This window comes from Rahnella sp. AA, assembly GCF_002834385.1.
Classification (GTDB): Bacteria; Pseudomonadota; Gammaproteobacteria; order Enterobacterales; family Enterobacteriaceae; genus Rahnella.
Genome location: NZ_PITQ01000001.1, coordinates 729,527 through 747,650, shown reverse-complemented (window position 1 = coordinate 747,650; position 18,124 = coordinate 729,527). Strand labels below are relative to the sequence as shown.

Sequence of the window (18,124 nt, the reverse complement as noted above, 5' to 3'; positions counted from 1 at the left end):
TTTAGATAACATAATCCGCAAAACGTGACGTAAGTATTCAGAGGCGTCGGGATAACCCACCATGAGTTGTATGATTCGTATCCGCCAGCTTTATCCGACGCTGGCACAAAATGACCGTAAACTGGCGGACTTCCTTCTGGTTCAGCCGGAAAAGGCGCGCCATATGAGCTCGCAAAAACTGGCAGAGATGGCCGGTGTCAGCCAGTCCGGCGTGGTGAAGTTTGCCCAGAAATTAGGCTACAAAGGCTTTCCGGCACTGAAACTTGCAATGAGTGAATCGCTGGCGTCACCGAAAAGCAGCGAACCGGTCACCGTGCATAATCAGATTTTGAGTACGGATGGCCTGCATGTTGTTGGCGAGAAATTGCTGACAGAAAAACAATCAGCGCTTCGTGCCACGCTGGACATTAACAGTGAACCCCGTCTGCAAATTGCGTTGTCGATGCTGGGAAGTGCCCGAAAAATTATTCTGACAGGTATCGGTGCATCCGGGCTGGTAGCCAAAGATCTGGCGTATAAGCTGTTAAAAATCGGGGTCACGGCAATTGCAGAATCCGATACGCATGTGCTGATCGCAACGGCTCAGGCGCTTTCAAAAGAGGATTTGCTGCTGGCGATTTCTTTTAGCGGTGAACGCAGTGAAATCAATCTTGCTGCACGGGTTGCGCGTGAAAGCGGCGCGAAAGTTTTAGCTATCACCGGCTTTTCTCCAAATACGCTGCAACAGCAGGCCGATCACTGTTTGTACACCGTCGCAGAACTCCCTGCCACCCGCGGTGCAGCACTGTCGGCGACGACAGCGCAATATTCCCTGACGGATTTGCTGTTTGTTGCGCTGGTTCAGCAGGATACAGAACATGCGCCAGAACGGATCCGCCATAGCGAAGAATTGGTAAAAAAGTTGGTTTGATCAGGATCAGTTGACGCTTCAAAAGGCGCAGACGCAGAACCTACGCCAGCGCAATTCTGCTATACTGCGCGCCCTGTTGACTGACGATATGAGAAACGCCATGGCCCTGCTGATCACACACAAATGCATTAATTGCGATATGTGCGAACCGGAGTGCCCGAATCAGGCGATTTCGATGGGCAATGAGATTTACGAAATCGACAGCGATCGCTGTACGGAATGCATCGGTCATTACGATAAACCGACCTGTCAGAGTGTCTGCCCGATCGACAATACAATCATCATCAATCCAGCGCATAAAGAAACCAACGAAGAGCTGTGGGATAAATTTGTGGTATTGCATCACACCGTGTGATGGCGGCGTGATGCACTCAATTAATTTTCTATAATTACTGTCGCACAGGCATAACGGCGTTCATCGGCAAGCGTAACATGCACCGATTTCACTCCCATTTTTGCTGCCAGTTCAGCGGCACGGGCATGGAAAACCAGGCCTGGCTTTCCCAGCACGTCATTCACCACTTCAAACTGTTCAAACGCCAGACCGTTGCGGATCCCGGTTCCCAGCGCCTTTGCAGCCGCTTCTTTAACCGCAAAACGCTTTGCCAGAAAACGAACCGGCTGCTGATGTTGCAGATATATAGCCCACTCGCTGGCGCACAAAATTCTGCGGGCCAGACGGTCACCACTACGCTGAATAACCGCTTCGATACGGGAAATTTCAACGATATCCGTACCTAAACCTAAAATGCTCATTACCGACGTGCTTCTCTCATCAGATTTTTCATCTCACGTACCGCCCCCGACAAACCGTCGATAACAGCCTGACCGATAATCGCGTGGCCGATATTCAGCTCATGCATTTCCGGCAGAGCCGCAATCGGCTGCACGTTATGGTAAGTCAGGCCGTGGCCCGCATTCACTTTCAGGCCTTTGCCCGCGGCGTACGCTGCACCTTGTTTGATGCGTTCCAGTTCAGCCAGACGCTCAAGGTCAGTTTTAGCTTCCGCATAAGCACCGGTATGGATTTCGATATAAGGCGCGCCGACAGCCACAGCGGCATCAATCTGGCGCAGATCCGGGTCGATGAACAGGGAAACCAGAATTCCCGCTTCGCTGAGACGTGAAACGGCGACCGTCATTTTGTCGAGCTGACCGGCCACATCCAGCCCGCCTTCGGTGGTCACTTCTTCACGCTTTTCCGGCACCAGGCAGCAGAAATGCGGCAGAATTTCACAGGCGATCCCGACCATTTCATCGGTCACGGCCATTTCCAGATTCATCCGGGTCTGGATTGTCTGGCGCAAAAGACGCACATCACGGTCAGTAATATGGCGGCGATCTTCTCGCAGGTGAACGGTAATGCCGTCCGCACCCGCCTGCTCGGCGATAAATGCAGCCTGGACCGGGTCAGGGTAAGCCGTACCGCGCGCATTACGCAGTGTCGCGATGTGATCAATGTTAACGCCCAACAGCAACTCAGCCATAACAGCTCCAGATTTTGAATGGATTGATTTAAGAATGAAACAAAAGCGATTTCCGCAGTTTACACCTTACCGTATGTCGGGGTGTAGAGCGGAGTCTGAATTAACCGGCAGAATTGTCAGAAGATGAGACGGGCTTTTTTACCTGAAACTGGCGGAACAGCTCACGGCTTTTCAGCGGTTTTCCGCCGAGATACGGCTTCAACGCCATGCGTGTGAAACGTTTGGCTGCGCGCAAGGTAACGACGTCGAATTCACGACTGGCGAGGGCTTTTAAATCCCTGCCGGTGAAACTGGAATTATCGATAACCAGGCTGGCGATAAACCCTTTCTCTTCGCGGTAACGGTAAGTCATGGTGTCACTTACTTCTTCGCCGCTGCCTGCGCAGTGCAGAAAATCGACGCCGTAACCCAGATGGTACAAAAGGGATAATTCGAACTGGCGCAAAGCATATTCCGGCGAGCCGGTAGCACCGGCCAGATTTTGCAGGCAATTCAGATAATCGAAGAATAATGCGGAATAATTCGCTTCCTGCTCAAGCACACGGGAAACCAGCTCGTTTACATACAGGCCGCTGTAAAGCATCAAACCGGAAAGCGGAAGTGCCAGAGAAACTGGTTCGGCGTTGCGCAGGGTTTTGACTTCTCCCCGTCCGCTCCAGCGAACCAGCAACGGCGTAAAAGGCTGAAGGCAACCTTTCAGATTGGACCGGCGGCCACGCGCACCTTTAGCCAGTATGCGTACCCGCCCCTGTCCTTCAGTGAAGAGATCCAGCATAAGGCTGGTTTCACTGTAAGGTCGCCCATGCAAAACAAATGCGCGTTGCCAGCCTTCCATAGGCGCGGACCTTATAAGTCGTCTACATAACCCAAACTACGCAGCGCACGTTCATCGTCTGCCCAGCCGGATTTAACCTTAACCCACAATTCAAGATGAACTTTCGCTTCAAACATGTTTTCCATGTCCTGGCGGGCTTCGATGCCAATCGTCTTGATTTTAGAGCCTTTATTACCGATAACCATTTTCTTCTGGCCTTCGCGTTCTACCAAAATCAGACCATTGATGTCGTAACCGCCACGTTCATTGCTGACGAAGCGTTCAATTTCAACGGTGACTGAATACGGCAGCTCTTCGCCCAGAAAACGCATCAGTTTTTCACGGATGATTTCAGACGCCATAAAGCGCTGTGAACGGTCAGTAATGTAATCTTCCGGGAAGTGATGCACCGCTTCCGGCAGACGTTTGCGAACCAGAGCTGCGATGGTATCAACGTTAGTCCCTTTCTCGGCAGAGATAGGAACGATATCAACAAAGTTCATTTGTTCACTCAGGAACTGCAAGTGAGGCAACAACTTAGATTTGTCGGTAACGTTATCAATTTTATTGATAGCCAGCAAAACCGGCGATTTCAAATCACGCAGTTTGTTAACGACCATTTCGTCATCGGCAGTCCAGTTGGTGCCTTCAACCACGAAGATCACCAGTTCAACATCACCAATTGAGCTGCTCGCAGCACGGTTCATCAGACGGTTAATGGCACGTTTTTCTTCGATGTGCAGCCCCGGGGTATCCACGTAAATAGCCTGATAAGGCCCTTCGGTGTGGATGCCCATGATGCGGTGACGCGTGGTTTGTGGTTTGCGTGAAGTAATGGAGATTTTTTGCCCCAATAATTCATTAAGCAACGTAGATTTACCGACGTTAGGACGGCCTACGATTGCAACAAAACCACAGTAACTTTTTTCTTCGCTCATTCAAGCTCCAGCTGTATCAGCGCTTGTTCCGCTGCCGCCTGCTCGGCTTTTCGGCGACTTGAACCGGTTCCTACAACCGGCTGGTTCAAGCCACTGACCTGGCAGTGGATGGTAAACTCCTGATCGTGCGCTTCACCGCGAACCTGCACAACCAGATAAGAAGGCAACGGCAGATGGCGACCTTGCAAAAACTCCTGTAAACGGGTTTTTGGGTCTTTCTGCTTATCACCGGGACTGATTTCGTCTAAACGACTACGGTACCAATCGAGAATCAGCTTTTCGACGGTCTGGATATCACTGTCCAGGAACACGCCGCCAATGAGTGCCTCCACCGTATCCGCAAGAATCGACTCGCGGCGGAAACCACCACTTTTCAATTCGCCCGGCCCTAAACGCAGACATTCGCCGAGATCGAATTCACGTGCCATTTCAGCTAACGTATTTCCGCGCACCAGTGTGGCGCGCATGCGACTCATATCGCCCTCGTCTACGCGAGGAAAGCGATGGTACAGCGCGTTAGCAATCACATAACTAAGAATGGAATCACCCAGGAACTCTAAACGCTCATTGTGTTTACTGCTTGCGCTGCGGTGAGTCAGTGCCTGCAATAAAAGCTCCTGCTGTTGGAAAGTGTAGCCCAGCTTCCGCTGAAGCCTGTTTATTACGATGGGATTCATGAGTTACCAATAGATCAAGAATGCGTCAAAAACTTCAGCATACGGAACAGGCCTGCTTCGCCCTAAGCCAATCCAAAGCTGTTTCGTTTGCAGTGGCTCCCTCTGCTGTTTTTTTAATAAACATTAAAAATCAGGGGAGCCAACTTTTATCGCCCGAAAAGATATTCTACAACGAGTGAACATATAATGCTGCGTTAATAGGCACCATTAAATTAATGAATTCCACCGATACGGCTTAAACGAACACCGGTCGGCCACTCGCCTTCCTGTTTTTTAAAGCTCATCCAGATTGCAGAAGCTTTACCCACTAAATTCTGCTCAGGGACAAATCCCCAATAACGGCTGTCAGCGCTGTTATCGCGGTTGTCACCCATCATGAAATAATGGCCGGCCGGGACAACCCATGTTCCCAGTGGTTGACCTGGTTGCTGATAATACGCCCCCAATTGGTCACGCGCACCTGGCACGGTCAGAATACGATGAGTTACGTTGCCCAGTGTTTCATTGCGCTGTACCAAACGAACCCCATCTTGCGGGACATTCTCGGCAGGCGGCGTTTCAAAGAAACCACTGCTGGCTTCACCACCCGATGACTGACCAAAAGTCTGTACGAAATCGCTGGCAACGCCGGTGTCATAAGTCACCGCCAGTGCCGTATTGCAATTTTTACCGCTTTCACACGCGGGCTGTACGGTCACCTGCTTGCTAAACGGATCGTAAGTCACACGATCACCAGGCAAACCAACCAGACGCTTAATATAGTCCACGCTGGGATTAAGCGGATATTTAAATACCACGACGTCGCCGCGCTTTGGCTCACCCGTTGGAATCAACTTGGTCTGAGTAATAGGATCTTTCAGACCATAAGCATATTTCTCAACCACAATAAAATCGCCAATAAGCAACGTTGGCATCATGGAGCCGGACGGGATCTGGAAGGGTTCATAAATAAATGAACGCACCACAAACACAACTAACAACACCGGGAATACAGAAGCACAGGTTTCAACCCAGCCGGGTTGCTTCGCGACCTTGCTCAGCGTTGAATCGTCAACAGCACCTCCTGTCTCGGCCTTAATTTTCTCAATTTTAGCCCGGCGTGCAGGTGCCAGCTTAAAACGATCAAGGCACCAGATAATCCCTGACACTAGCGTTGCAATCGCCAGGATCAGGGCAAACATGTTAGCCATGCATACTCCCTACTACTCAATTAAGGATTTATTTGCTTTCTTTGCCTACGTGAAGAATGGCCAGGAACGCTTCCTGTGGTAACTCAACGTTACCCACTTGCTTCATGCGTTTCTTACCATCTTTCTGTTTCTGCAACAGTTTTTTCTTACGGCTGACGTCACCGCCATAACACTTGGCGAGAACGTTTTTACGTAATTGCTTCACGGTGGAACGGGCAATGATATGAGCACCAATCGCCGCCTGGATTGCAATGTCGAACTGCTGACGCGGGATCAATTCCTGCATCTTCTCAACCAACTGGCGCCCACGGAACTGTGAGTTGCCACGGTGAGTAATCAGTGCCAACGCATCCACACGGTCACCGTTGATTAGAACATCAACACGCACCATGTCTGAAGTCTGGAAACGTTTGAAATTGTAATCAAGCGACGCATAGCCGCGCGAAGTGGACTTCAGACGGTCGAAGAAATCGAGCACGACTTCTGCCATTGGGATTTCGTAAGTCAACGCAACCTGATTGCCGTGATAAACCATGTTGGTCTGCACGCCGCGTTTCTCAATGCATAACGTGATCACGCTGCCCAGATATTCCTGTGGCATCAGCATGTGACATTCGGCGATAGGTTCGCGTAACTCCTGAATGTTATTCAAAGCGGGCAGTTTTGACGGGCTGTCGACATAAACCGTTTCGTTACTCGTCGTCAGTACTTCATACACTACCGTCGGTGCCGTGGTAATCAGATCCAGATCGTATTCACGTTCCAGACGTTCCTGAATGATTTCCATGTGCAGCAGACCAAGGAAACCGATACGGAATCCAAAGCCCAGCGCCGTAGAACTTTCTGGCTCATAGAACAGAGAAGCATCGTTGAGGCTCAGCTTGCCCAGCGCGTCACGGAAGTTCTCGTAATCGTCGGAGCTGACCGGGAACAGACCGGCATAAACCTGTGGTTTCACTTTTTTGAAACCAGGCAGGACTTTATCAGCAGGATTACGGGCAAGCGTTAATGTATCGCCAACCGGCGCGCCCAGGATGTCTTTGATAGCACAAACCAGCCAGCCAACTTCGCCGCAGTTCAGGACATCTTTATCAACACGTTTAGGCGTGAATATACCCAGACGATCGGCGTTATACACCTGTCCGGTACTCATCACTTTGATTTTGTCGCCTTTTCTCATGGTGCCGTTTTTGATACGGACCAGAGAAACCACGCCAAGGTAGTTATCGAACCAGGAGTCGATGATCAGCGCCTGCAGAGGGGCTTCCGGATCACCCTCCGGTGGCGGGACATCACGAACCAGACGTTCCAGCACCTCTGGCACTCCAACGCCGGTTTTCGCCGAACAACGCACGGCATCGGTTGCATCGATGCCCACGATATCTTCGATTTCCTGCGCAGCGCGATCGGGATCAGCCGCCGGCAAGTCGATTTTGTTCAGAACCGGAACTACTTCCAGATCCATTTCCATTGCGGTATAGCAGTTTGCCAGCGTCTGCGCTTCCACACCCTGCCCTGCATCGACCACCAACAAGGCGCCCTCACAGGCAGCCAGGGAACGGGAAACCTCGTAGGAAAAGTCGACATGCCCCGGGGTATCGATAAAGTTCAGGTGATAGACCTGACCATCTTTCGCTTTGTAGTCGAGCGTAACACTCTGCGCTTTGATTGTGATGCCACGTTCGCGTTCCAGATCCATTGAATCAAGAACCTGCGCTTCCATTTCACGATCAGACAAGCCGCCGCAAATTTGAATAATACGGTCTGACAGCGTCGACTTACCGTGGTCAATGTGGGCAATAATGGAGAAATTTCGTATATGCTTCATTATAAAAGTTTTTTTACCTTGGTATTTCTGAATCATTCGCCTTGAACATACAGCGACGGTTTGTAGGTTGGCTGTCTTTCGCCTAAGTCGCAGCATTCTACATGCCAGCACCGTGAAAACCTAGTCTCGGCATACCCTAACTCCAGATTATGCGAGCTTTTCTGAAGTGCGTGTTCAACATTTCATTTTATTTTCGTTAACGGTCTATCAGTACTTTTCTGTTATCCGATATTTTATGTGGGTTCCCCACCCCTTAGGTTTTAGGAAAATGCCCATATACAAAAACGCATCCTGGAACTTAATATATTGTTATAAAAACAAAATTACTTTTCCCAACCGGCAAGCTCTAATTCTAATTCTTCCTTAAACATCTTTTTTATTTTAATTCAATCCGGTCACAAGGTTATCAATATGATCAATGAAGGGCGATTGCTAAGTCAGCATGGCTTTGCCAAAGCCAACTCGTGGATCACTCTGGTCCTGTCAGGTATTCTGCTTATCGGCGGCGCAGTGCAAATTGCCTATCTGCTGGCTTTCGGCCATACAGCAACCGGCCTGCACAGCGTGGTTGTGTCTGCTTTACTCAGCATTGCGCTGGGGATTGTCCTCATCATGTTGAGGAAGCTCATACGTCCAAATCAGATCTATCAGCTGCACGAAAATGGTATTTTAGTAATAAGCCAGACGGACAGAAAGAACCGCTTCATCCCGTTCGAACGGATCATGGATATATATCGTTTCAGAACAGGGAAATACACACGACGTATTTTAAATACAATGATTTTTCGTGAGGAAAATAGCAAGACCTGGCATAAGATCACACCAAACATTGCTCATTCTGAACGTTTAATTGAAGTGATTAAAAATGAACAGCTGATGTTTCGTGGCCCGTGGGCATTAAATACATTGGCTCAGGGTGGCGATATTCTTTTTACCCGCGTACTTAATGACCGCTGCGGATTGAAACGATTTATCAGCTCCAACCTCATGACAACGCACGAGAAACGGATCAGACTGAGCGCGCTGATGCTGACAACCGATGAAGGGAAAACGGTGCCGGTTGAGGACATTCAGTTCATCAGTGGTGGAAGCAACAGCCCGTTGATCAGATTACTGGATAAGCATGGGCGGATCCTGTTTTCCGTCCCTTACACATCGCTCTCAAGTGCCGATCTTTTCATCGCGCTGATAGAACATATGATTCAGAACCGCATCCCTGTCAGAAACTAAAAAAGCCACTGAATCAGAAGAAACAGTGGCATTTATACGTATCAGGAATTAGGCCGTTTTATGAGGGCAATTCGTTGTCTGCAGAATAGCGAAATGCATTAGGTGGCAACCCGACCTGTAAAATAACCGGCTGATAGCCTGATTTCCCGTCAATTTTTGCCGCCAGCGCCTTTGCGATCAAAAAACCTAAACCGCCGCCAAGTACTGCACCAATTACCGCGTAGATATCGGCTTTCAGCAGCGCCTGTAACAGACCGCCGCCAGCAATCACGCCGAAAAGTGGCGTCATATAGACTAAAAACGCCGAACGCAGCAAACTTCCCTCGGGTATTCCCAGCTCAACTTTTTGACCCGGTTCCAGAGGTTCACTGATGCTGACCTGAAGGTTATGCTCGGTCTGCGGCCCTAACTCATTCAATACGCGGGCGCCACATCCAGAACGTGAATGGCAGCTACTGCATCCCGCCTGCGTTTCACAACGCAGCGTTGCAAGACCATTTTGCCACGAAATAACAGTGGCCCATTCTTTCATCATGTGATCACCCGGTTTTTTAGCCAAAAATCATTTTGCGGAGAAGACGATACTGTCAGCAATACGTTTGGCGGTTGAAGGTGGCAATTCGCCAACGACGGTAATTTCATTTCCGTTGCGAATTTCAGTCTGCACCGTTCTGCGCCCCTGCCTGATCAACTGCTCAGAAGGTCCGCTGGTCGTAGAGCTGATATTGACGGAGAAACTGAATAATCCATCAGTATACAGGCGTGATTCTATCGTGACAGGCATGTTTGGCAAGTTTCTCCGGCTGCTCGCGATTTCAGTGACACCGTCCGGCAGCCATTTAACCAACCAGCTGAATTTAGCCTGCTCAGAAACGGGCAAGGAAAGCACAGGGGGCAAACTGGCCTTATCAAGATCGGCAAGCGTCTCTACCACTTGTTTGCCTTCATCGAAACTGATGACGCGGAACTGTTCGAGTGTTTCACCATCACGATCTAGCAAATCGACACGCATCGGTAATTTTGTCTGTTCATCGACCCAGATGACATACCCAAACCGCGTACCATCGCGCGAAACGACCCTGATAACCTGGCTCAGGCGATCCGCAGCGCGTGCACGTCCAACGGCGATAAAATCGTAGTATTTAGAAAGCAGGGAGAAATCACTAAAAACAATGGAAGGCAACGAATCAACGATATGATCGCCATCCAGCGTGAAAGGTTGCAGCCCGGTTTCAAAGTAACTGATGTCTTTTCCGCGCTGAACAATTTCACGACGCGGGCCATCCATCAGGATCAGTTGAGCTAGCGAGGCTTGATGAGAGACAGCATGACGATAGCGAAAGGAATCGATCCCTTGCTTCGTAATGTTGATAAAGCCCATTTCATAATTCAGCGACTGGCTGGCCTTACCCATCTCTTGCAATAACGCCTCGGAAGTTTGATCTGCCGAGGCGATACTTGGAGTAAGCAGGCTGCCCGTCACTAAACAAACGGCAAACCAAAATTGCTTCATTACTGCGTTTGCGTTCCTAAAGACTGAGTTCCTGGGACCTGAACAGCGGCTTGTTGCGGAGTAACAGGCTCAAGTTGAAGCTGCTCAGAATGCAAGCGACGCTGCAATTCGTAGTCCTGCAACATAGCATTGATACGCTTACGTTGCTCCTGCACATTTTGTTGCCCGCTGGTGGTATTACCCTCATTTGGCACACCAAAGCTGACCGGAGAAGCTTTCCCCATCATCGGCAGTGTATTAAATGCCGGCGTTTCCGGGGACGTCACACCCGATGCGTCAGGCTGATTGTAATGCTGAACGCCCAAAATAACGGCAAGTGACACACAAGCAGCCACGCCAACCTGGGTCAATTGGCTTGCCCAAGGGCGAACCTTTTGCCAGAACGGCATTTTCTGCCAGGTATGAGGCTGGGGCTGGGATTCAGAGACTGAGCCAGGCACCAGTTTAACCGGCTCATTTGCCAGCGCTGCGGCCACACGGTCTGCGATATCCAGATGCACCACATTCCCAATATCACCGCGTAAGGTATCACGGATCAAATGATAACTCTGCCAGTCTTGCTGAAGCTTGGGATCTGTTGATAAAGAACTTAACAGTTCAGAATCGATTGCTTCACCATCCATCAGAGCGGAAAGCTTTTCTTTCTGCATGCCTAAGTACCCTTCCTGTGTCCGCCATCGCTAACGCTGGATAAGCGGTTGAACTTTGTTATCAATTGCTTCCCGGGCACGGAATATACGGGATCTTACCGTACCCACCGGACAATCCATAATGGCGGCTATTTCTTCGTAGCTCAATCCATCCAACTCCCTCAAGGTTATCGCCATGCGAAGATCCTCAGGAAGTGCTTCAATCGTACGGAAAACTATCTGCCGCAACTCTTCAGACAACATCAAGTTCTCAGGGTTCGAAATTTCTTTCAGGGCACCGCCACTTTCGAAATTTTCAGCTTCATTCGCGTCGACGTCACTTGAAGGCGGACGTCGTCCCTGAGCGACCAGATAATTTTTCGCTGTGTTGACTGCTATACGATACAGCCAGGTATAAAAGGCGCTGTCGCCGCGGAAAGATTCCAGCGCGCGATACGCTTTTATGAAAGATTCCTGAACCACATCAGGCACATCGCCCTGTGGTACATAGCGGGATACAAGGCTCGCCACCTTATGCTGGTAACGAACAACCAGTAAATTGAACGATTTTTGATCACCCTTCTGGACCCGCTCAACCAGAACTTGATCGGCTAACTGCTCGCTCATCCGAGGTAAAATCTCCCCAAAACCATCTCCGCGCTAAAAGTCGTACTGCCAGCTTTCATCATTATATTCCTGAGCAAGTACAGCTTGGAGTACACATGGAACATTAAGTTCCACATCATCATTGTTTTTTCTATTGAAGTCTCAAGCCCGTGGCTTTTGCACGGAGGTTTAGGCTAACATGAATTTCCCTCTTCTTCTGCAAACATCATACGTTATGCAACCTTCATCTGAATTTGTTAGCGATGTATTGATAATCGGAAGTGGTGCTGCGGGCCTTTCTTTGGCTTTGCGACTTGCAGACCACTGTCATGTCACTGTTCTCAGCAAAGGCCCGCTCAACGAGGGCTCGACATTCTACGCACAAGGCGGAATTGCCGCTGTTTTCGACGAAGCAGACAGCATTGCCTCACATGTTGATGACACATTAATTGCGGGCGCAGGTTTATGCGATAAAGAAGCCGTCGAATTTATCGCCAGTAACGCACGTCATTGCGTCCAGTGGTTGATCGACCAGGGCGTACTGTTTGATACCGAAACCAACGCGAGCTCAGAGGAACGTTATCACCTGACTCGTGAAGGCGGCCACAGCCACCGTAGGATCTTGCATGCTGCTGATGCTACTGGTAAAGAAGTAGAGACTACGCTGGTTGGGAAAGCAAGAGCACACGCCAATATTTGCGTGAAAGAACGCTATAATGCTGTGGATTTAATCACCTCGAGCAAGCTGGGTTTGCCCGGTACGCAGCGCGTGGTCGGAGCCTATGTCTGGAACAGAGACAAAGAGCACGTCGAAACGCTGCGGGCCAAAGCAGTGATTCTGGCGACAGGCGGTGCGGCGAAAGTCTATCAATATACGACTAACCCGGACATATCTTCCGGCGATGGCGTCGCAATGGCCTGGCGTGCCGGATGCCGTGTGGCTAACCTTGAATTCAACCAGTTTCATCCGACATGCCTCTATCATCCGCAGGCGCGCAATTTCCTGTTGACCGAAGCCTTGCGCGGTGAAGGCGCGTTACTTAAACGCCCGGACGGAACGCGTTTTATGCCGGATTTCGACGAGCGTGGCGAACTGGCACCGCGTGATGTGGTGGCGCGGGCTATTGATCATGAGATGAAGCGCCTGGGTGCGGATTGCATGTATCTCGATATCAGCCACCGCCCTGCTGAATTTATTAAGCATCACTTCCCGATGATTGACGAAAAGCTGCAGTCACTTGGCATTGATCTCACAAAAGAACCCATTCCTATTGTCCCGGCCGCACACTATACCTGTGGTGGCGTGATGGTTGATCAGCACGGGCGAACCGATCTTGATGGTTTGTATGCGATCGGTGAAGTCAGCTATACCGGATTGCATGGCGCTAATCGCCTGGCATCCAACTCGCTGCTGGAATGCGTGGTCTACGGCTGGTCGGCGGCGGAAGACATCATCAAACGCCTTCCTCATGCCAAACTGGCGAAACACATTCCGCAATGGGATGAAAGCCGCGTCGACAATTCGGACGAACAGGTGGTGATTCAGCATAACTGGCATGAGCTGCGGCTGTTTATGTGGGATTACGTCGGGATTGTTCGTACTACAAAACGTCTGGAACGCGCCCTGAGACGTATCATGACGCTGCAACAGGAAATTGACGAATACTATGCTAACTTCCGAATTTCCAATAACTTACTCGAATTACGCAATCTGGTGTTAGTGGCTGAACTAATCGTACGCAGCGCGTTGGAACGTAAAGAAAGCCGCGGGCTGCACTTCACGCTGGATTATCCGGATTTAGAGGAAAATCCTCAGCCAACAATCCTGCAGCCGTAATCGCTAAAAAGTGCGAAGGAACGCACTTTTACAGGCTCAGAATCCGTCAGTAATTCAGATAAAAATCCGCAATCAGAGCGCAGAACGCTTCACTGTAAATACCTTCAGATTGCCGCAAATTCAGCTCCCGTTCTTCCCGCTCAACGGGCTGCTTCGATAACGTCAGTAACAGGCGATTAAGGGGTTTTCCCGGACGATCGCGCACAGCCATCCGCCATGCGCTGAACCAGCCTTGCTGATGCGCCAGGGCTTCAAACGCCAGCCCAATATCATAGGGCAGCACAACGCTAAATAATCCTTGCGGCGTAATCAGCTTCCCGCCGCATTCAAGCAGCGCGGCGTGGGTCAGGGTTTCGGTATAACGGGCCGCATCTCGCGCTTCATCGCGACAGGCCACTGCCGGCTCAAAATATGGAGGATTGCTGACAATCAGATCATACTCAGCCGGGTGTTGTCGTGCGTAATCATTGATATCCTGTGCGAAGACAGACAACCGTTGAGCCCAGACTGATTCGCGAAAATTCTCCGCAGCCTGTTCAGCAGCGGCAGGTTCAAGTTCAACGGCATCAATAGCGGTTTGAGGGCCACTGCGCTGCGCCAGCATGATAGCTATAAGACCGCTGCCGCAGCCGATATCCAGAACGCGTTGTGCGCCGCTGACCGGTGCCGTCGCGCCAAGCAGCACACCATCGGTGCCGACTTTCATCGCACAACGATCGTGCGCGATAAAAAACTGTTTAAAGGTAAACCCGTTGCGCCGCAAAGGCCGGGCCGAACTGACTTCTTTTGCCACTCATTTCACCGTAATTACGCCGGCCATCAGGCCTGTGAACGAAAACTGTCGTAGCATAGGGTAAAGAGATGTGGAGGAAAAGGCACGCAAACCGCTTAAATAGGTGAAGATCGCGTCTAACACGTCTATAATCGGCGCCCCAAGTAGAGGTAGACCATGACTGTAACCACTTTTTCCGAACTCGAACTCGATGAACGCCTGATTGACGCTTTAGGCGACAAAGGCTATAGCCGCCCGACTGTCATACAGGCAGAGGCAATTCCGCCAGCAATGGACGGACGCGATGTGTTGGGTTCGGCTCCTACCGGCACTGGCAAAACCGCGGCATTCCTGTTGCCTGCCTTGCAGCATTTGCTGGATTTCCCGCGTAAGAAATCTGGTCCGCCCCGTATTCTGATCCTCACGCCGACCCGTGAACTGGCCATGCAGGTTGCTGAGCAGGCGCGTGAGCTGGCAAAACATACCGATCTGGATATCGCGACAATCACCGGCGGCGTGGCTTATATGAACCACGCCGAAGTTTTCAGCGAGAATCAGGACATCGTCGTTGCGACGACGGGCCGTTTGCTGCAATACATCAAAGAAGAAAACTTTGACTGCCGCGCAATCGAAACGCTGATCCTCGACGAAGCCGACCGCATGCTGGACATGGGTTTTGCCCAGGATATCGAAACGATTTCTGCCGAAGCGCGCTGGCGTAAACAGACGTTGCTGTTCTCCGCAACGCTGGAAGGGGAAGCCATCCGTGAATTCGCAGAGCGTATTCTGACTGAGCCGGTTGAAATAGAAGCCGACCCGTCACGCCGCGAACGCAAAAAAATCCTGCAGTGGTACTACCGTGCAGACGATCTGGCACACAAAACCCAGATGCTGATTCATTTGCTTAAACAGGAAGACGTCACCAAATCCGTGATCTTCGTGCGCAAGCGTGAGCGTGTGCATGAACTGGTAGCCTGGCTACGTGAAGCAGGGATCAACTCCTGCTACCTCGAAGGCGAAATGGTTCAGGTGAAGCGTACTGAAGCGGTAAAACGCATGGTTGAAGATCGCGTTAACGTGCTTGTGGCTACAGACATCGCCGCCCGCGGCCTTGATATCAACGACATCAGCCACGTTTTCAACTTCGACCTGCCTTTGACGGCGGATATTTATCTGCATCGTATCGGACGTACCGGGCGTGCCGGTCGTAAAGGCACGGCAATTTCCTTCGTAGAAGCGCATGACCACCTTTTACTGGGCAAAATCGGCCGTTACCTGAATGAACCGCTGAAAGCCCGTGTGATCGACGAATTCCGCCCTAAAACGAAGGCACCGAGCGAGAAAGTCACCGGTAAGCCCTCGAAGAAAGTGCTGGCAAAACGCAAAGAGAAGCAGAAAGCTGCGCAAGAAAAATCAAAGGTGAAGGTTAAAGTTCGCCATCGTGACAGCAAAAACGTCGGTAAACGCCGCGTCAAGCCGGATGCAGCAAAAGACACGTCAAAATAAGCCATTTACAGGCTGACTGAAGACGAAAAAAAACCGCCTGAAGAGGCGGTTTTTTATTATCTGAAACGAAGTAACCGGCTGCGATTACAGACTTTCGGTGAAAGTACGGGTAATCACGTCGCGCTGTTGTTCAGCAGTCAGTGAGTTAAAACGAACCGCATAACCAGACACACGAATGGTCAGCTGTGGGTAGTTTTCAGGGTGCTTGACCGCATCTTCCAAAGTTTCGCGACGCAGCACGTTAACGTTCAGATGCTGACCACCTTCCACACGCACAGTCGGTTGAACTTCCATCGGCACTTCACGGTATTCAAACTGGCCCAGTTCACTGACAGCAACGATCTGATCTTCCGCATAACCCGCTTTTGCACAAACACAGCGAGCTTCGGATTTTTCATTATCCAGCAGCCAGAAAGAGTTTTTCAGAGCTTCATTGTTAGTTTTAGTAATTTGGATCCCGGTGATCATATGTTGCCTCCGCAATTGGCTACGATTCTGTGAATTGATTGGCTTCAGGTCTGAAGACAACCTTTTGTTCCTGCTGTCAGATATAACAGCAGAACACCCTGCATTCTTTGATAAATATCAATCTTTTCAGTGTGGTCATTCCACAACACCAGCATATTTATGTTTTATATCAATTTTTCCAAGCCCATTTCTTAAATTATTTTTGTAAATTATCAATAAAATTTGCATACAAAACTTTAAGCCAGAGATAACCCGCCGCACAAGCGCACACAGGTTTAACTCATCAGGATGAGCAGGTAAGCTACAGGCAGCTAAAATTATGCGGAAAAGGAGAACGTCAATGTCCACTACACTCACCTGGCATGACGTAATAGGTCAGGAAAAAGAACAGCCTTACTTTGTTGATACCCTGAAGTTTGTTGCTGCCGAACGTGCAGCGGGAAAGACCATTTATCCGCCACAGCACGACGTGTTTAATGCATTCCGCTCGACAGAGCTGGCGAATGTGAAAGTGGTTATTTTAGGGCAGGATCCCTACCACGGGCCTAATCAGGCGCATGGGCTTTCATTTTCAGTCCTGCCAGGTATTCCGGCCCCCCCTTCTTTAGTGAACATGTATAAAGAGCTGGCAACGGATATTGCCGGTTTCGAGCGGCCTAATCACGGTTACTTACAGAGCTGGGCCGATCAGGGCGTACTTCTGCTCAATACAGTTTTGACCGTCGAAGGCGGGCAAGCACATTCCCATGCCAAACTGGGTTGGGAAACCTTTACCGATCGGGTGATCTCAGCATTGAATGAAAACCGTGAGGGAATTGTGTTCTTGCTGTGGGGGTCTCATGCTCAGAAAAAAGGCAATATCATTGACCGCAACCGCCATCACGTACTGAAAGCGCCGCACCCTTCTCCGCTTTCTGCGCATCGCGGTTTTCTGGGCTGTAAGCATTTTTCTCAGGCCAATGAATTGCTCAGGCAACAAGGCCTGGTACCCATTGACTGGATGCCTGTTTTACCGGCCACGGAATAGCATAAAAAAGAGGCACCCGCGAAGGTGCCTCTCATTTTTACAGTCGTTCTGAAACAGAATCAGGCTTTGGCTTTAGAAACCGCAACCATCGCCGGGCGTAACAGACGGCCATTCAGCATGTAGCCCTTCTGCATCACCATCATGACGTGATTAGGTTCCAGTTCGTCGGATTCCATCATCGTCATGGCCTGATGCTGCTCAGGGTTGAATGGAACGTGGATGTCGCTTACCACTTCCAGACCGAACTTGCGTACAGCGTCCAGCAGAGATTTCAGGGTCAGTTCGACGCCTTCAATCAACCCTGCCAGTTCTGAATTCGATTTATCAGCCAGATCCAGAGCACGCTCCAGGTTATCGATGACCGGCAGCAATTCGCCAGAGAATTTCTCAAGGGCAAATTTGTGTGCTTTCTCGATATCCAGTTCGGTACGACGACGGATGTTTTCCACTTCCGCTTTCGCACGCAGCAGGCTGTCACGCTCACGCTGCTGAACTTCTTTCAGCTGTGCTTCCAATTCAGCAATGCGTTCATCGCGGGGGTCAACGACATCTGCCGCCTGAGTTTCCGCTTCCGCTTGCAGCTCTTGTTCCTGATTCAGTTCTTCAGAGACTTGCTCGTCAGGTGTCTTATGTTCTTTACTACTCATGAATCTCTCCGCGTTTTAGCATTAATCTTGCTAGTTGGCTTATTA

At 50.2% G+C, this 18,124-nt stretch carries 21 protein-coding genes; 6 read left to right on the top strand and 15 right to left on the bottom strand.

The features are described 5' to 3' along the window. Positions 1–61 precede the first annotated feature (61 nt). Positions 62–910 carry a MurR/RpiR family transcriptional regulator gene (locus CWS43_RS03350; RefSeq protein WP_101075426.1) on the top strand — a complete coding sequence of 283 codons (849 nt, stop codon included), beginning with the start codon at positions 62–64 and terminating at the stop codon, positions 908–910. A 64-nt stretch (positions 911–974) separates the two neighbouring features. Continuing rightward, positions 975–1,265 (top strand): YfhL family 4Fe-4S dicluster ferredoxin, encoded by a 291-nt coding sequence (locus tag CWS43_RS03345; RefSeq protein ID WP_369825844.1) that lies wholly within the window; start codon positions 975–977, stop codon positions 1,263–1,265. A 20-nt stretch (positions 1,266–1,285) separates the two neighbouring features. On the opposite strand, the gene acpS is transcribed toward CWS43_RS03345, so the two are convergent. The 7 genes from acpS to lepA all read right to left on the bottom strand — a co-directional run bounded on the left by acpS (position 1,286) and on the right by lepA (position 7,844). Further along, entirely contained in the window at positions 1,286–1,666 is a 381-nt protein-coding gene (acpS, locus tag CWS43_RS03340; protein ID WP_101075425.1) for a holo-ACP synthase, read from the bottom strand. Beyond that, positions 1,666–2,397, bottom strand: coding sequence for a pyridoxine 5'-phosphate synthase (pdxJ, locus tag CWS43_RS03335; protein WP_101075424.1), 732 nt, complete (start codon positions 2,395–2,397; stop codon positions 1,666–1,668). Before pdxJ ends, acpS begins: the two co-directional genes overlap by 1 nt. 100 nt (positions 2,398–2,497) lie before the next feature. Beyond that, positions 2,498–3,232, bottom strand: a complete 735-nt coding sequence (recO, locus tag CWS43_RS03330) for a DNA repair protein RecO (protein ID WP_101075423.1) — start codon at positions 3,230–3,232, stop codon at positions 2,498–2,500. An 11-nt stretch (positions 3,233–3,243) separates the two neighbouring features. Next, a complete protein-coding gene (era, locus tag CWS43_RS03325) occupies positions 3,244–4,149 on the bottom strand; it encodes a GTPase Era (protein WP_101075422.1) in 906 nt (301 codons plus the stop codon). Beyond that, on the bottom strand, positions 4,146–4,826 hold the full coding sequence (gene rnc / locus CWS43_RS03320) for a ribonuclease III (protein WP_013576719.1): 681 nt from the start codon (positions 4,824–4,826) through the stop codon (positions 4,146–4,148). The genes era and rnc overlap by 4 nt, the downstream gene beginning before the upstream one ends. 212 nt (positions 4,827–5,038) lie before the next feature. After that, positions 5,039–6,016 (bottom strand): signal peptidase I, encoded by a 978-nt coding sequence (gene lepB, locus CWS43_RS03315; RefSeq protein ID WP_101075421.1) that lies wholly within the window; start codon positions 6,014–6,016, stop codon positions 5,039–5,041. A 28-nt stretch (positions 6,017–6,044) separates the two neighbouring features. Beyond that, entirely contained in the window at positions 6,045–7,844 is a 1,800-nt protein-coding gene (gene lepA / locus CWS43_RS03310) for a translation elongation factor 4 (RefSeq protein ID WP_101075790.1), read from the bottom strand. 411 nt (positions 7,845–8,255) lie between these two features. On the opposite strand from lepA, the gene CWS43_RS03305 reads away from it, so the two are divergent. After that, a complete protein-coding gene (locus tag CWS43_RS03305; RefSeq protein WP_101075420.1) occupies positions 8,256–9,074 on the top strand; it encodes a DUF6585 family protein in 819 nt (272 codons plus the stop codon). A 58-nt stretch (positions 9,075–9,132) separates the two neighbouring features. Here the strand turns inward: CWS43_RS03305 and rseC are convergent, their stop codons facing one another. From rseC to rpoE, 4 genes are read right to left on the bottom strand one after another with little or no spacing between them, the layout of a single operon-like run. Further along, on the bottom strand, positions 9,133–9,609 hold the full coding sequence (rseC, locus tag CWS43_RS03300) for a SoxR-reducing system protein RseC (RefSeq protein WP_101075419.1): 477 nt from the start codon (positions 9,607–9,609) through the stop codon (positions 9,133–9,135). A gap of 27 nt (positions 9,610–9,636) precedes the next feature. Continuing rightward, positions 9,637–10,587, bottom strand: a complete 951-nt coding sequence (gene rseB, locus CWS43_RS03295) for a sigma-E factor regulatory protein RseB (protein ID WP_101075418.1) — start codon at positions 10,585–10,587, stop codon at positions 9,637–9,639. After that, positions 10,587–11,237, bottom strand: coding sequence for an anti-sigma-E factor RseA (rseA, locus tag CWS43_RS03290; protein ID WP_101075417.1), 651 nt, complete (start codon positions 11,235–11,237; stop codon positions 10,587–10,589). Before rseA ends, rseB begins: the two co-directional genes overlap by 1 nt. 30 nt (positions 11,238–11,267) lie before the next feature. Beyond that, a complete protein-coding gene (gene rpoE, locus CWS43_RS03285; protein WP_101075416.1) occupies positions 11,268–11,843 on the bottom strand; it encodes an RNA polymerase sigma factor RpoE in 576 nt (191 codons plus the stop codon). Positions 11,844–12,057: 214 nt separating this feature from the next. Between rpoE and nadB the strand changes: the two genes are divergently transcribed. Continuing rightward, positions 12,058–13,659 (top strand): L-aspartate oxidase, encoded by a 1,602-nt coding sequence (nadB, locus tag CWS43_RS03280; RefSeq protein WP_198555760.1) that lies wholly within the window; start codon positions 12,058–12,060, stop codon positions 13,657–13,659. 46 nt (positions 13,660–13,705) lie between these two features. On the opposite strand, the gene CWS43_RS03275 is transcribed toward nadB, so the two are convergent. Then, on the bottom strand, positions 13,706–14,452 hold the full coding sequence (locus tag CWS43_RS03275; protein WP_101075414.1) for a tRNA1(Val) (adenine(37)-N6)-methyltransferase: 747 nt from the start codon (positions 14,450–14,452) through the stop codon (positions 13,706–13,708). A gap of 156 nt (positions 14,453–14,608) precedes the next feature. Here CWS43_RS03275 and srmB point away from each other — a divergent pair, with 156 nt between their 5' ends. After that, positions 14,609–15,937 carry an ATP-dependent RNA helicase SrmB gene (gene srmB / locus CWS43_RS03270; RefSeq protein ID WP_101075413.1) on the top strand — a complete coding sequence of 443 codons (1,329 nt, stop codon included), beginning with the start codon at positions 14,609–14,611 and terminating at the stop codon, positions 15,935–15,937. Between the two features lie 84 nt (positions 15,938–16,021). Here the strand turns inward: srmB and grcA are convergent, their stop codons facing one another. After that, on the bottom strand, positions 16,022–16,405 hold the full coding sequence (grcA, locus tag CWS43_RS03265; protein WP_101075412.1) for an autonomous glycyl radical cofactor GrcA: 384 nt from the start codon (positions 16,403–16,405) through the stop codon (positions 16,022–16,024). Positions 16,406–16,540: 135 nt separating this feature from the next. Next, positions 16,541–16,753, bottom strand: coding sequence for a hypothetical protein (locus tag CWS43_RS27145; protein ID WP_157825345.1), 213 nt, complete (start codon positions 16,751–16,753; stop codon positions 16,541–16,543). Here CWS43_RS27145 and ung point away from each other — a divergent pair. After that, entirely contained in the window at positions 16,746–17,432 is a 687-nt protein-coding gene (ung, locus tag CWS43_RS03260) for a uracil-DNA glycosylase (RefSeq protein WP_101075411.1), read from the top strand. The genes CWS43_RS27145 and ung overlap by 8 nt on opposite strands. A 59-nt stretch (positions 17,433–17,491) precedes the next feature. On the opposite strand, the gene grpE is transcribed toward ung, so the two are convergent. Further along, positions 17,492–18,079: a nucleotide exchange factor GrpE gene (gene grpE, locus CWS43_RS03255; RefSeq protein WP_101075410.1), complete on the bottom strand. Its 588-nt coding sequence runs from the start codon at positions 18,077–18,079 to the stop codon at positions 17,492–17,494. Positions 18,080–18,124: the final 45 nt, after the last annotated feature.